At 65.9% G+C, this 13,732-nt stretch carries 14 protein-coding genes; 1 reads left to right on the top strand and 13 read right to left on the bottom strand.

Features of this window, described 5'->3' with window-relative positions; all coding sequences use genetic code 11:
* Nucleotides 1-9 precede the first annotated feature (9 nt).
* From DKT70_RS10160 to DKT70_RS10110, 11 genes are all read right to left on the bottom strand, one after another.
* A complete protein-coding gene (locus tag DKT70_RS10160) occupies nucleotides 10-1,311 on the bottom strand; it encodes a cytochrome c (protein WP_111559035.1) in 1,302 nt (433 codons plus the stop codon).
* Between the two features lie 115 nt (nucleotides 1,312-1,426).
* Entirely contained in the window at nucleotides 1,427-2,101 is a 675-nt protein-coding gene (locus tag DKT70_RS10155) for a type 1 glutamine amidotransferase domain-containing protein (RefSeq protein WP_111559034.1), read from the bottom strand.
* A gap of 29 nt (nucleotides 2,102-2,130) precedes the next feature.
* Nucleotides 2,131-3,162 (bottom strand): NADP-dependent oxidoreductase, encoded by a 1,032-nt coding sequence (locus tag DKT70_RS10150; RefSeq protein ID WP_111559033.1) that lies wholly within the window; start codon nucleotides 3,160-3,162, stop codon nucleotides 2,131-2,133.
* 44 nt (nucleotides 3,163-3,206) lie between these two features.
* Entirely contained in the window at nucleotides 3,207-3,785 is a 579-nt protein-coding gene (locus DKT70_RS10145; RefSeq protein WP_111559032.1) for a TetR/AcrR family transcriptional regulator, read from the bottom strand.
* Between the two features lie 114 nt (nucleotides 3,786-3,899).
* The gene (arsJ, locus tag DKT70_RS10140; RefSeq protein ID WP_111559031.1) at nucleotides 3,900-5,138 is read right to left on the bottom strand and encodes an organoarsenical effux MFS transporter ArsJ; all 1,239 of its coding nucleotides are present in this window, start codon (nucleotides 5,136-5,138) and stop codon (nucleotides 3,900-3,902) included.
* Entirely contained in the window at nucleotides 5,135-6,142 is a 1,008-nt protein-coding gene (locus tag DKT70_RS10135) for an ArsJ-associated glyceraldehyde-3-phosphate dehydrogenase (RefSeq protein WP_111559030.1), read from the bottom strand. Before DKT70_RS10135 ends, arsJ begins: the two co-directional genes overlap by 4 nt.
* Nucleotides 6,143-6,259: 117 nt before the next feature.
* Nucleotides 6,260-7,294 (bottom strand): class II fructose-bisphosphate aldolase, encoded by a 1,035-nt coding sequence (gene fba, locus DKT70_RS10130; RefSeq protein WP_111559029.1) that lies wholly within the window; start codon nucleotides 7,292-7,294, stop codon nucleotides 6,260-6,262.
* 6 nt (nucleotides 7,295-7,300) lie between these two features.
* Nucleotides 7,301-8,278 carry a class 1 fructose-bisphosphatase gene (locus DKT70_RS10125; protein WP_111559028.1) on the bottom strand — a complete coding sequence of 326 codons (978 nt, stop codon included), beginning with the start codon at nucleotides 8,276-8,278 and terminating at the stop codon, nucleotides 7,301-7,303.
* Nucleotides 8,279-8,280: 2 nt separating this feature from the next.
* The gene (gene derI / locus DKT70_RS10120; protein WP_111559027.1) at nucleotides 8,281-8,742 is read right to left on the bottom strand and encodes a D-erythrulose-4-phosphate isomerase; all 462 of its coding nucleotides are present in this window, start codon (nucleotides 8,740-8,742) and stop codon (nucleotides 8,281-8,283) included.
* Between the two features lie 16 nt (nucleotides 8,743-8,758).
* On the bottom strand, nucleotides 8,759-9,520 hold the full coding sequence (locus DKT70_RS10115; RefSeq protein WP_111559026.1) for a triose-phosphate isomerase: 762 nt from the start codon (nucleotides 9,518-9,520) through the stop codon (nucleotides 8,759-8,761).
* Between the two features lie 4 nt (nucleotides 9,521-9,524).
* Nucleotides 9,525-10,289, bottom strand: coding sequence for a DeoR/GlpR family DNA-binding transcription regulator (locus DKT70_RS10110; RefSeq protein WP_111559025.1), 765 nt, complete (start codon nucleotides 10,287-10,289; stop codon nucleotides 9,525-9,527).
* Between the two features lie 195 nt (nucleotides 10,290-10,484).
* Here DKT70_RS10110 and DKT70_RS10105 point away from each other — a divergent pair, with 195 nt between their 5' ends.
* Nucleotides 10,485-11,600: an alkene reductase gene (locus DKT70_RS10105; protein ID WP_111559024.1), complete on the top strand. Its 1,116-nt coding sequence runs from the start codon at nucleotides 10,485-10,487 to the stop codon at nucleotides 11,598-11,600.
* Between the two features lie 33 nt (nucleotides 11,601-11,633).
* Here DKT70_RS10105 and DKT70_RS10100 read toward each other — a convergent pair whose 3' ends face one another.
* Nucleotides 11,634-12,584, bottom strand: coding sequence for a sugar-binding transcriptional regulator (locus DKT70_RS10100; protein ID WP_111559023.1), 951 nt, complete (start codon nucleotides 12,582-12,584; stop codon nucleotides 11,634-11,636).
* Nucleotides 12,584-13,732, bottom strand: coding sequence for an iron-containing alcohol dehydrogenase (locus DKT70_RS10095; protein WP_111559022.1), 1,149 nt, complete (start codon nucleotides 13,730-13,732; stop codon nucleotides 12,584-12,586). The genes DKT70_RS10100 and DKT70_RS10095 overlap by 1 nt, the downstream gene beginning before the upstream one ends.

Raw genomic sequence — 13,732 nt, 5'->3', positions numbered from 1 at the left:
TTCGTGAATTCAGTGGGATCCGGGGCCGCGGGCGCGCAGCTGGGTGACCTCTTCGCGCAGGTTTTCCCACGCGGGCTTCTGGGCGCGATCGGCGCGCAGATAGGCGGCGATCTGGGCCACCTGATCGTCGCTCAGCGCCTGGCGAAAGCCGGGCATGACCACGCCCTTGGTGCCCTGATGGCTGGTGACGCCATAGAGGATCACCTGGATCAGGTTGCTGGGATCATCCTGGTTGACCGAAGAGTTGATCCCCAGATCGGGGCGACCCGCCCGGATCTGCTGGGCGTTGTAATGGCAGGCGGCGCAGGCGGTGGTGTAAAGCCGCTCGCCCTCGGCCTGGCGATAGCGGCGGTCGGGTGCGTTACGTTCAAGGCTGGCCCGGACGATATCGCTGTCAGCCGGGTCCAGGCCGTCGCCACCGACCTTGTCGGCCAGATAGACGCTGATGGCGGTCAGGTCGTTATCGGGCAGTTCGCGCACCCCGGCGTGGACCACCGGGCCCATCGGACCGGCTGCGATGCCGTGATAGGTGGACGAACCCTTGACCAGATACTCGCGGAATTCGGCAGCGTTCCACGGCACGGCAGAGGCATTGGCCGCCGTCAGCGCCGGGGCCTGCCAGCGATCGATCTCGGCGCCCGCATATTGCTCGCCGGACTTTTCGGCGCCCAGGATGTTGCGCGGGGTGTGGCAGGCGCCGCAATGGGTCACGCCCTCGGCCAGATAGGCACCGCGGTTCCATTCAGGCGACTTGTCGGTAACCGTTTCATACTGGCCAAAATCGACGAACAGCATCTTCCAGCCTGCCTGAAGAAAGCGCAGGTTCAACGGGAAGGGCAGCTCGTTTTCCTTCTGGACGCTGCGGACGGGCGCCACCTCGGACATGATGAAGGCATAGATCGCGTCCACGTCCTCATCGCTCATCTTGGTGAAGTGGTCATAGGGAAAGGCCGGGAACAGGTGACGCCCATCGCGCGCCACGCCTTCATGCATGGCCCGGCGGAAGGCCTCCTGCGAATAGGCGCCGATGCCGGTTTCCATGTCGGGGGTCAGGTTCGTGGCATAGATGGTGCCAAAGCCCGTCTCCATCGCGTAATTGCCGGCATAGGGTTCGCCACCCTTGGCCGTGTGGCAGGTGGCGCAATAGCCGGCACCGGCCAGTACCCTGCCCTTTTCCACCTGTTCAGGCGGGAAGGTCGCGTGATCTGCCGCCGTGATCGGCTGCATCGCGGGTTTGTACGCATAGACACCAAAGCCCACAGCGCCGATCGCTGCGATGGCCAGAATGCCTAGGCAGATCTTCTTGAACATCGATCCGTTTCCCTGGGTATCTCATGGCTTGATCGGCAAAGTTCCGCCGATAGTTTACAAATGTTAACCCGGCCGCTTCCGGCCGGGTTGCCAATCATTTCGTGTGGCCGTCCCCTCAGATCAGGGACAGCAATTTCCGGGCGGCCTCTTCCGAGGAGGCAGGGTTCTGGCCCGTCACCAGCTTGCCGTCGACCAGGACGAAGACGCCCCAATCCTCGCCCTTGTCATACTGGCCGCCATTGGCCTTCAGCATGTCCTCGACCAGGAAGGGGACGACCTTGGTCAGGCCAACGGCCTCTTCCTCGGTGTTGGTAAAGCCGGTGACGCGCTTGCCCTCGACCAGCGGCTTGCCGTCCGTGCCCTTGGTGTGGCGGAAGACGCCCGGCGCGTGGCAGACCGCACCGACCGGCAGATCCTTGGCGGTAAAGCCCTCGATCAGGCGGCGACTGTCGGCATCTTCGGCCAGATCCCACAAGGGGCCGTGGCCGCCGGGATAGAAGATGGCGTCGAAACCATCGACCTGAATGTCTGCCAGCACTTTGGTATCGGCCAAGGCGGCCTGTGCGGCGTCATCCTTCTTGAAGCGTTCGGTCGCCTCGGTCTGGGCATCGGGTGCGTCGCTGCTGGGGTCCAGCGGCGGCTGACCACCCTTGGGCGAGGCCAGGACGACATCGGCCCCCGCATCCTTGAAGACGTAATAGGGGGCGGCGAACTCCTCCAGCCAGAAGCCGGTCTTGTTGCCGGTATCGCCCAGCTTGTCGTGCGAAGTCAGAACCATGAGGATCTTCATGTCGATATCTCCTTGGGGATGATGTGGGATCAGGCAGACAGGTGGATGACGCGCTTGCCGAAGGCTTCGCCGCGCAGCAGTCCAATGAACGCGCGGGGGGCTTGTTCCAGTCCTTCGATCATTTCCTCGCGGTACTTGATCTTGCCGTCCCGGACCCAACCGCCGACCTGTTCGGCAAATTCGGGATAGAGATGGCCGAAGTCGTCGAAGACGATGAAGCCGCGCATGGTCATCCGCTTGCGCAGGATCTGACCCATCAGGTAGTTCATGCGGTCCGGGCCGTCGGGCAGCGCGGTCGCGTTATACTGGGAAATCAGCCCGCAGACCGGAATCCGGGCCGAAGGGTTCAGCAGCGGCAACACCGCGTCGAAGACCGCGCCGCCCACGTTTTCGAAATAGATGTCGATGCCGTCGGTCGCCTGTGCCTTCAGGTCATCGGCAAAGCTGTCGGCCTTGTAATCGACACAGGCGTCGAAGCCCAAGGTGTCGACCACATGGCTGCACTTGTCCGCACCGCCGGCGATGCCGATCACGCGCAGGCCCAGGATCTTGCCGATCTGGCCCACCGTCGCGCCCACCGGGCCGCTGGCACCGGCGACGACCAGCGTCTCGCCGGCCTTTGGCTGGCCGATCTGGGTCAGGCCCGCCCATGCGGTCAGGCCGGGCATGCCAAGAACGCCAAGCGCCCAGGACGGGTTTTCAGGGTTCTTGCCCATGTTGATGACGCCCGTGCCGTCCGACAGGGCGTAATCCTGCCAGCCGCCAAAGGCCACGACCCAATCCCCTTCGGCAAAGCCGTCGACATCCGACGACACGACCTGCGACACGGTCCCGCCGACCATCACCTGGCCGACCTCGACCGGCGCGGCATAGGAGGGCGCATCGCTCATCCGGCCGCGCATATAAGGGTCCAGCGACAGGTATTCGTTGCGCAGCAGCATCTGACCCTTGCCGGGGGTTGGCACGTCAGAGGTTTCCATGCGCAGCGTGTTTTCGGTCGGCTCGCCCTTGGGGCGTTCGGCCAGGATGTGGCGGCGGTTTTGGGTCTGTGATTGGGTCATGATGTCCCTTTCCCGATCGGCTGATCGAATATTGGCATGTATTTTCAGGATTGCGGCAGCAGGGCACGGGTCCGAGCCATGGCGTCGCCCAAAGGCGTCCCGTCATGGGATAGATGCGCCATCAGGCTGGCCCCCAGCCACAGCTGGTACAGCGACGTGGCCATGGCGTCCGGATCGTCCAGCGCCCGCATCGAACCGTCCCTGCCCGCGGCGTCCAGCGCCCGCGACAGCTTGCCGATGATGGCGGTGACACCGTCCTGCAGGATGGTGCGCATGCCGGGTGACAGGTCGCTGATCTCGGCGGCCAGCTTGACGATCAGGCATTTGCTTTCGGCATCGCTGCCGCCTTGCCGAGCCTGCCAATCCGCGAAATAGGCCAGCACCTTGTCGCGTCCGGTCAAGGCGTCGTTGTCCAACGTCGCCGCCAGATCGCATTCATAGGTCCGGACATAGCGGTCCAGCAGCGCACAGCCATATCCCTCCTTCGAGGCGAAGTAGTGATAGAACGATCCCTTGGGCACCTGCGCCTCGGCCAGCAGCTGGCCAAGACCGACGGCGGTATAGCCACGCTGCGCCACAAGGCGGCGTCCGGTGTCTAGGATATGGGTGCGTGCGTCTGTCATGGCAGGACAGGTAATGTCGCTAGACCGATTGTCTAGCCCCCTGTCGCAAATAATTATTCCCATCCGGCACCGCGCCCCGGACAGGTCGGTGCATCCGCCGGACCCTTGAGCGCATCACAGGGGTCGGCGCAGGCGCCCCGCGCACAGCCAGGATGCCAGCGCCATCAGCCCCGCCGTCGCCAGGCACAATGCCAGCCCTCCGACCTGATAGCTGAGCCCCGACAGCAACGTCCCCAAGAGCCTTCCCGCCGCATTCGCCATGTAATAGAAACCGACATCCATGGTCACACGCTCGGCCTTGGCAAAGGCTAGGATCAGATAGGAATGCACGGCCGAATTCAGCGCGAAGACCACTCCGAACAGCAGCAGCCCCGCGACAAGCGATGCCGTCAGCCAAGCCGCAGACCCATCCGACAACAGCACCAGCCCGGCCAGCAGAAAGGGGATCGGCACAAGACGCCCGGCCCAGGTGATGGCCTTGTCGGTAATCGCCTCCAGCGGCCTGCCCCGCGCGGCCAGCAGGCGCGGGGCTGCCGCCTGGACCGCGCCATAGCCGATGATCCAGACCGCCATGAAGGCGCCGATCACGAAGAATGCCGCGCGACGGCCGTCCGGCGTGCCATCCGACAGCACCGACTGGAAATAGACGGGGATGCCCACCACGAACCAGACATCGCGCGCGCCGAACAGGAACATCCGCGCCAGCGACAGCCGGTTGATCTGGGGATCGCGGGACCAGATGGCGGCCAGCTTGCTGTCCTTTCGCCCCTTGGGCAGACCCGCAGGCAAGAACAGGATGATGGCCAGCAGGATCGCCGCCAGCACCGCCGCCATCAGCCAGATGGCAGCCTGAAACCCCGCCAGCCCCAGCATTGCGGCCCCCAGGAAGAAGCCCAGCCCCTTGACCGCATTCTTCGATCCTGTCAGCGCGGCGACCCACCGGAACAGCGTCCCGTCGCCTTCGGGCGCCAGCACCTTCACCGCCGATTTCGACGACATCTTGGCCAGATCCTTGGCAACGCCGCTGGCCCCCTGGACCGCCATGATGAAGAGGACCGAAGATCCCACGCTCCAGGCCGGGTCCAGCTGGGCCAGTGGCACAAGTGCCGCAATCTGCAACCCCAGCCCCGCATAAAGCGTGCTGGCCAGCCCGTACCGGGCCGCGATCCAGCCCGCCGCCATGTTGGTCACGATGCCCGCGACCTCATAGAGGAGGAACAGATAGGCCAGCTGCACGGGCGAGAAGCCAAGCCCGTTGAAATGCAAGAGGACCAGCATCCGCAAGGCCCCGTCCGACAGCATAAAGGCCCAATACGCGGCCGTCACCGCCATATAGGCGCGCATCGCGTTCATGACGCCGCCACCATCCGCACAATATCGGCCAGGCGGCAGGCATAGCCCCATTCGTTGTCGTACCAGGCATAGATCTTGACCTGTGTCCCGTCGATCACCATCGTCGAGCTCGCGTCGATGATCGCCGAACGCGGATCGTTCAGGTAATCGGACGACACCAGCGGCCGCTCCTCATACCCCAAGATGCCCTTCAGCGGGCCGCGGGCAGCAGCGGCGAAGAGGGCGTTGACCTCCTCGGCGGTGGTGGGGCGCTCGACCTCGAAGACGCAATCGGTCAGAGAGGCGTTCAGCAGCGGCACCCGCACGGCGTGGCCGTTCAGGCGACCGGCCAGTTCGGGATAGATCAGCGTGATGGCCGTGGCCGAACCGGTCGTGGTGGGGATCAGGTTCGCCAGCGCCGACCGGGCGCGGCGGGCATCCTTGGCCGGGCGATCGACGATGGTCTGCGTGTTCGTCACGTCATGGATGGTGGTGATGGCCCCATGACGGATGCCCAAGGCTTCGTGGATGACCTTGACCACCGGGGCCAGGCAGTTCGTCGTGCAGCTGGCCGCCGTCACCAGGCGGTGCTGCGCGGGATCGTAATCGCCGTGATTGATGCCATAGACCAGGTTCAGCGCGCCGCCATCCTTGACCGGCGCGGACACGACCACCCGCTTGACCCCCGCATCGTAATAGGGCTGCAGCGCGGCGGCGGTCTTGAAGACCCCCGTGCAGTCGATGACCACGTCGATGCCCATCGCCTCCAGCGGCAGATCCTCGATCCGGGCGGCGCGGGTCAGGGCCATCTGCCGGCCATCGATGGTCAGGCTGTCGGCGGCATGGGTGATGTCCGCCCGCCAGCGGCCATGGATGCTGTCGAATTCCAGCCATGTCGCATGCTGTTCGGGCGTGCCTTGCGCATCGTTCAGCAGGACCAGGTCGCCCCCCGCCCCCGATGCCATGAGGTCGCGCAGCACCAGCTTGCCGATGCGGCCAAGTCCGTTCAGCGCGATGCGGGTCATGTCGGAACCTTTCCTGTCAAATCCATATTTCATGCATATTGGAATTGACAGGGCGGGGCAAGACATGGAAACGGGTGCGGGGGCCGATCCCCGCACCCGTCATCAAGGTGTCACAGATCAGTAGCGCGCGGCCATCGCCGCCAGCGGCAGCGGCTGCAGCTTGTCGGCATTGCCGGCGGTGCCGAAGGCTTCGAACCGGTCCTTGCAGACCTGCGCCATCATCGCCATCGCGGGCTTGAGGTATTTGCGCGGATCGAACTCGGCCGGGTCTTCGGCAAAGGTCTTGCGGATCGCGGCGGTCATGGCCAGGCGGTTGTCGGTGTCGATATTGACCTTGCGCACGCCGTGCTTGATGCCGCGCTGGATCTCCTCGACCGGCACACCCCAGGTCGGGCGGATGTCGCCGCCATAGCTGTTGATGATCTCCTGCAGATCCTCGGGGACCGAGGAGGAGCCGTGCATCACCAGGTGGGTGTTGGGCAGGCGGCGGTGGATCTCCTCGATCACGTTCATCGCCAGGATGTCGCCATCGGGCTTCCTCGTGAACTTGTAGGCGCCGTGGCTGGTGCCCATGGCGATGGCCAGCGCGTCGACGCCGGTATCCTGGACAAAGCGCACGGCCTCGTCGGGGTCGGTCAGAAGCTGGTCATGGGACAGCTTCTCGGTCGCGCCGTGGCCGTCCTCCTGATCACCCATGCCGGTTTCCAGGCTGCCCAGGACGCCCAGTTCGCCCTCGACGGACACGCCGCAGGCATGGGCCATCTGGGTCACGCGGCGGGTGATGTCGGCGTTATAGGCGTAGTCGGCGGGCGTCGTGCCGTCCGACTTCAGCGAGCCGTCCATCATGACGCTGGTGAAACCGTTCTGGATCGCGGTCGCGCAGGTTTCCAGCCCGTTGCCGTGGTCCAGATGCATGCAGATCGGAATGTCGGGGAAGGCGCGCGACAGGCCGCCGATCAGGCCGGCCAGCACAAGGTCGTTGGCATAGGCGCGCGCGCCGCGGCTGGCCTGCAGGATCACGGGCGACCTAGTCGCCTGCGCCGCCTGCATGACCGACAGGCCCTGTTCCATGTTGTTGATGTTGAAGGCCGGCACGGCATAGCCATTCTCGGCTGCGTGGTCCAAAAGCTGACGCAGGGTGATCATCGCCATGTTGGCTTAGTCCTTGTTGGCTGACAGATAGGAATGAATCAGGTCGATCTCGGAACCGGTCCCGAAGAAGATGGCGGACATCTGGTGCAATTCGTCTGGCACCAGGTCCAGGATGTCGGTTTCGCCATTGGTGGCGCGTCCGCCCGCCTGTTCGGCGAGATAGGCCATGGGCACGCATTCATAGATCAGCCGCAGACGGCCGTTTTCATATCCGGGGCGTGCATCGGCGGGATAGAGGAACACGCCGCCCTGCATCAGGATGCGGTGCATGTCGCCCACTGCCGCCGCCAGCCAGCGCATGTTGACGTCGCGCTCCTGCGGGCCGTCGCGGCCCAAACGCAGATCGGCGACCCATTTCTGCAGCGGCGCCGACCAGTGGCGTTCGTTCGACGCGTTCCAGGCGAAGGTCTTGGCCTTGGCGGGCAGGCGCAGGTTCTGGCGTGCGATGCGGAAGGCGTCCACTTCCGCATCGAAGGTGGCGACATGGACGCCCTGCCCCACCGACCAGCCGAAATCGACCGAATGCCCGAAGGAGGCATAGCCCGCCGCCACGATGTCGCGGCCGCGGCGCAAAAAGCCCTCGGGCGCCGCAGGCAGGACCGTGAACAGCAGGCCCAGGGGCGCGCCGATGCCGATGCTGCCCGACCCGTCGATGGGGTCGATGGCGACGTCAAAGGCGCCGTCGGGGTTCAGGGCGACGACCTGTTCGGCTTCCTCGGACAGGACCTGACGGACCCCTGCGGCGCGCAGGGCCGCGATCATGTGGTCATGGGCCGCGACGTCCAGCGCCTTCTGCTTGTCGCCGCTGTCATTCGTGCCGACGATCGCATCGGGGTCGCCATGCAGACGCCCCGCCGCCAGCCGCTGCGCCAGGGGCGGCAGCGCCTGTGCGATGGTCAGCACCACGCCTTCGGCCCCGGTGCCCGACAGCATGTCGGACAGCAGGGGGCCGGTCGGCGCGCTGTCATTGGGAAGATGCAGCATGATCAGCCCTTGTTGTACTTGGCATCGACCGCGTCGATGGCGTTCACATTGCCGGCCGAACGCCCTTCGGCGTCGAAATTCATGGTTTCGGCCAGCCAAGCATCGGCGATGGCCTTGGCCAGTTCGGGGCCGATGACGCGGGCGCCCATGGTGATGATCTGCGCATTGTTGGACAGCGCGGCGCGTTCGGCGGAATAGGTGTCATGGGTCAGGGCCGCGCGGATGCCCGGCACCTTGTTGGCCGAAATGCAGACCCCGATGCCGGTGCCGCAGACCAGGATGGCGCGGTCATAGGTGCCGTCCTTCACGCCCGACGCGACGCGGTCCGACAGGTCCGCATAAAAGGCGTCCGCGCCCGCATCGGTGCGGCTGACCTGGGACACCTCGTGCTTGTCCTTCAGATGTTCGGCCAGGATCAGGGCCAGTCCCTCGCCCGCGCTGTCGCCTGCAATTGCCAGTTTCATCCTGTTTCCCCTTTTCTCACACGGTTGCGGCGCAGCGCGCCAGAATATCCAAGTAACCCTCGACCGCCCAAGCCGACCGGCCGATGAACAGCCCGTCGATATGCGGGCAGGCGATCAGCTCCTGGCAGTTGTCGGGATTGACCGAGCCGCCATAAAGACAAGGCACCCGCCGCCCCAACACATGCTGCGCGGTGGCGATGATTTCGGCCTGGCGGGCATCGGCATAATCCGAAGTGGCGGGAATGCCGTTTTCCCCGATCGCCCAGACCGGCTCATAGGCCAGCAGGATCGTCGCGGCCTTCTGGTCGTCCGACAGCCGCCCCAGGGCGCCGCGCACCTGCGCCGACAGCACCTCGGTCGCGCGGCCCGCCTGGCGTTCCTCCAGCGTCTCGCCGATGCAGATCAGCGGGATCAGCCCGTGACGGACGGCGGCCTCGACCTTGAGGCCGACGGTGTCATCCGTTTCGCCGAAATGTTCGCGCCGTTCGCTGTGACCCAGCTCGACGATGTCCAGCCCGCAATCGGTCAGCAAGGGCGCGCTGATCTCTCCGGTCCAGGCGCCCTGGTCGGCCCAGTGCATGTTCTGGGCGCCGACCTTGACGCTGGTCTCCGACAGGATCTGCGCGACCTCGCGGCAGGCGGTGAAGGGCGGGATCACAAAGCGCTGGATGCGCGGGTCGCGGTCCGCATCCGCCGCGGCAAGGGCAGTGGCAAATTCGCGCGCCTCGGGCAGGGTCTTGTTCATCTTCCAGCTGGTGCCGATCCAGAAATCCGTCATGTCGTCAGTCCTTGGCAATGGTCAGGCCAATGCCCGCGCGGTCCAGATGCACCAAGGCATCGGATGCGGGCATGGCATCGGTGATGATCGTGTCGAAATCGGTCAGGCGGGCCAGCGACTGCAGCGCCGAACGCCCGAACCGCTGGTGGTTGACCAGCAGGACGCGGCGGTCCGCCACTGCCATCATCGCCCGCTTGGTCCGCACGGCATTGTCGTCCATGTGAAACGCCTGCAGTCCCAGCACCGCGGGGGCCGAGATGAAGGCGATATCGGCGCGCAGCCGCGACAGCGAATCCTCGGTCACCATGCCGAAGAAGCCGTTGAACTTCGCGCTGAAGACGCCGCCAAGCGCGATCAGCGTGATGCGCGGCGCGCCCTTCAGGCGGTCGATCACGGCGGCATTGTTGGTGATGACCGTCAGAGGTCCCTTTTCCACCAGGCTGCCGCCCAGCAGCGCCGCCATCGAACCGTCATTGACCATCACGGTCATGCCCGGCTCGACCAGCTCCAGCGCGGCGCGGGACATGCGGGCCTTGGCCTCGGCGTCCTGCGTCTCGCGGATGCGGAAATCGCTTTCGAACTGGGTGCCCGCGTCGATTGTCGCCCCGCCGCGCACCTTCCGCAGCAGCCCCGCCTGATCCAGATCGTCCAGGTCGCGGTGGATCGTCATCTTGGACACGGAAAAGCGTTCGGCCAATTCGTCCAGGTCCACGGCGCGCGTTTCCACCAGCAGATCCATGATCGCCTGTCTGCGTTCGTCGCGTTTCAAAACCGAATCCTTCGTAAGCCGTCTGATGCTTCATAACATCAAGATTGGGACTATCAATGCCCTGAAATGTTATTTTGTGATTTAAAAATGTTACAAACGCCGCATGGGCGGGCAACTGCCCGTTCATCGGCTGGAACCTTCGACCACGGCTGTCGTTACGCCGCCAACAATCCAATCGATATCGAAGGATGACACATGCCCGCTCACGCACCGCTTTTCGAACCGCTGTCCATCGGCGACATCAACGCCGCGAACCGCATTCTGATGGCTCCGCTGACCCGCTCGCGGTCGACGCCGGATGAACTGGCCCAGACCGACCTGCACGCCACCTATTACAGCCAGCGCGCCGGTGCCGGGCTGATCGTCAGCGAAGCCACGCAGATCAGCACCGAAGGCCAGGGCTATGCCTGGACCCCCGGCATCTATTCCGAGGCGCAGGTCGAAAGCTGGAAGAAGGTCACCGACGCGGTCCATGCAAAGGGCGGCAAGATCGTCTGCCAGCTGTGGCATGTGGGTGCCATCAGCCACAACGTCTTCCATGACGGCGCGGCGCCCGTCTCGGCCAGTGAATGGACCCCCAAGGGCGAGGCTTTCGTGGGTGATCTGCTGCCAGAAGGCCCGACCGTGCCCCACCCCCAGGCCCGCGCGCTGGAAACGGACGAGATCCCGCGCCTGCTGAACGATTACCGCCACGCCTCGGAATGCGCCCGCCGCGCAGGCTTTGACGGGGTCGAGGTCCATGGCGCGAACGGATACCTGATCGACCAGTTCCTGCGGTCGTCAGTGAACAAGCGCACCGACGCCTATGGCGGTTCGGTCGAAAACCGCGTCCGCCTGCTGGTCGAGGCCGTCGATGCCGCCGCCGAAGCCTGGGGTCCGGGCCGGGTCGGCGTCCGCCTGTCGCCCCAGGGCGGCCCGGGCGGCAGCCATGACGACGATCCCGAAACGCTGTACACCGCCGCCGCCAAGGCGCTGTCGGGCAAGGGTCTGGCCTATCTGCACGTCGTCCGTCCCAACGACCATACCGGCGATGGCAAGGGCAAGGATCAGGCAGCCGACCTGATGACCAGGATGAAGGCGGCCTTTGGCGGGGTGTTCATCGCCAATGGCGAATTCACCGCCGCCGAGGCCGAGGAATGGGTCAAGAACGGCAAGGCCGACGCCATCACCTTTGGCCGCGACTTCATCGCCAACCCGGACCTGCCCGCCCGCATCGCACAGGACGGTCCCTATAAAGAACCCGACCCCGATACCTTCTATGGTGGCGGTGCCAAGGGTTACACCGACTATCCGACGCTGGATCAGTCATGATCGGCGGCGCGTCCGGTTTCGACCGGGCGCGCCCTAAGCTACCAAATGGCGGGCCGTCGCCTCGTCCGTGATCAGCCCGGTCAGGCGACCGCTGTTAAGGACGGCGCGGATGGCCCGCACCTTTTCCGCCCCCCCTGCGATGACGACGATGCCGTCATTGCCGGTGCCCGACAGATCGACCGACAGGGTGCGCGCGCTTAGCGTCGTTTCCAGCACGCTGCCGCTTTCGTCGAAGAAATGTCCCATCATCTCGCCGATGGCGCCGCCCGCATGGATTTCGGCGATCTCATGCGGTTCGATCATGCCCGATGCGACAAGCTGCGCGCCTGCGGTGACCGTGCCCATCCCTACCAGCTTCAGCGTCGCGCGACTGGACAGGTCGAAGATCTCGCGCACGCCGGGCTGGGCCAGCAGGATCGCGCGATCGCTTTCGGAATTGGCAAAGAACGGCACCGGCAGCACATAGGCGCTGGAGCCGGTCTTTCCGGCCAGGCTGTGCATCACGTCATGCGGGTTGGCGGCATAGTTGCGGGTCAATCCGCCCAGCAATGACACGAAATCAACGCCCCTCGCCTCGAACCGGGGCAGTTGGGCGACGGCCGCCGACAGGGTCCGGCCATGGCCCAGCCCAATGACGGGATGGTCGCCGCGCTCGATCTCGCGCCGCAGGAACGCGGCCCCGGCAAGACCCAGGGCGCGAAAGGGGATCCCCTCCTCGCCCAGATCTGGGGCCACCTCGCAATGGGCCAGGCCAAAGCGGGTGCAGAGCTGATCCTCCAGCTGGACGCACTCGACGATCTCGCCGTCGATGCTGACCTTGACCACGCCGTCGGCCACCGCCCGCGCGATCAAACGATGCGCCTTGACCCCCGGCACGCCAAGCCGCTTGGCCACCGCCGCCTGCGTCAGCCCGCCCGCGTAATGCAGCCAGGCCGCGCGGATCGCCAGGCTTTGATCGGGGTCCGAAGGGTCGCGCCGCGCCATCAGCGCGCCGCCCGCATGATGCCGCTCAAGGCATCGGCGTCCAGCATCGCCGGGTTCGCCTTCATGGATGACGAACTGGCGGCCGACGTCGCGGCCTGCGCCATGGCATCGGCACCCACGCCCTGCGCCGTCAGGCCGGGCAGCCCGGCATTGCGCGCCCAATCCGCCAGCAGGTCTGCGGCGCGATCGACATCGGCATCCGCTTTGCCAAAGGCCGCACCGATCCACGCCCCCACATGATCCAGACGGGCGGCCAGGCCCGCATCCCGGACCGCACGGCGATTGGCCCGCAGCACATGCGGCAGCAGCGCCCCGCAGATCGCGCCATGCGCCGCGCCCGTCAGCCCGCCAAGCGGTCCCGCCAGCCCATGAACCGCGCCCAGGCCCGCATTGGCCAGCGCCAGCCCGCCAGACAGGCTGACCCATGCCATGTCATCGCGGGCGGCGGGGTCTTCGACCCGCATCAAACACATCAGGGCGGCCAGACCACGCGGGATGGCGTCGCGGCACAGCGCGTCGGTCAGCGGATTGGCGCGGGTGCAGACGAACGGCTCGATCACCTGCGTGATGGCGTCCAGCCCGGATGCCAGCGTCACCACGCGCGGGCATCCATCCGTCAGCGCCGGATCGACGATCGCCAGGCGTGGCAGCATCATGGGGTCGCGCAGGCTGACCTTGCGGGCGTGTTCGGGCACGCCGATGACGGCGTTGCGCGTCACCTCGGCCCCGGTCCCGGCGGTGGTGGGCATCGCGATGAAGGGCAAGGGCGGGTGATCCAGCGGCAGGCCATGGCCCACGACCTCCAGATGATCCAGCATGGGGCGGGTGGCGGGCACCAGCGCTGCGATGGCCTTGCCGGCGTCGATGACCGCGCCGCCGCCGATGGCGATCACCACCTGCGCGGTCCAGGCCGCATCGACCCCGGCCTGGACCAGCGCCATGTCGGGTTCGCGGCCCACGGCGAACCCCGTGACGCGGCATCCCTTCGCCGCAAGGGCATCGGCCAGCCAGGCACTGCGCGCCGCATCACGTCCGTGGACCAGCAGGACATCGCGGCCCAGTGCCGCCGCACGACCTGCTGCATGGGCCGCCTGCCCCCGGCCGAACAGGATTTCCGTGGCGGTGGCAAAGGCGAAGGGCTGGGGCAT

The organism is Paracoccus sediminilitoris (assembly GCF_003259195.1).
GTDB classification, from domain to species: domain Bacteria; phylum Pseudomonadota; class Alphaproteobacteria; order Rhodobacterales; family Rhodobacteraceae; genus Paracoccus; species Paracoccus sediminilitoris.
The sequence above is the reverse complement of the archived record's forward strand: the minus strand, read 5'-3'. Positions and strand labels throughout refer to the sequence as shown.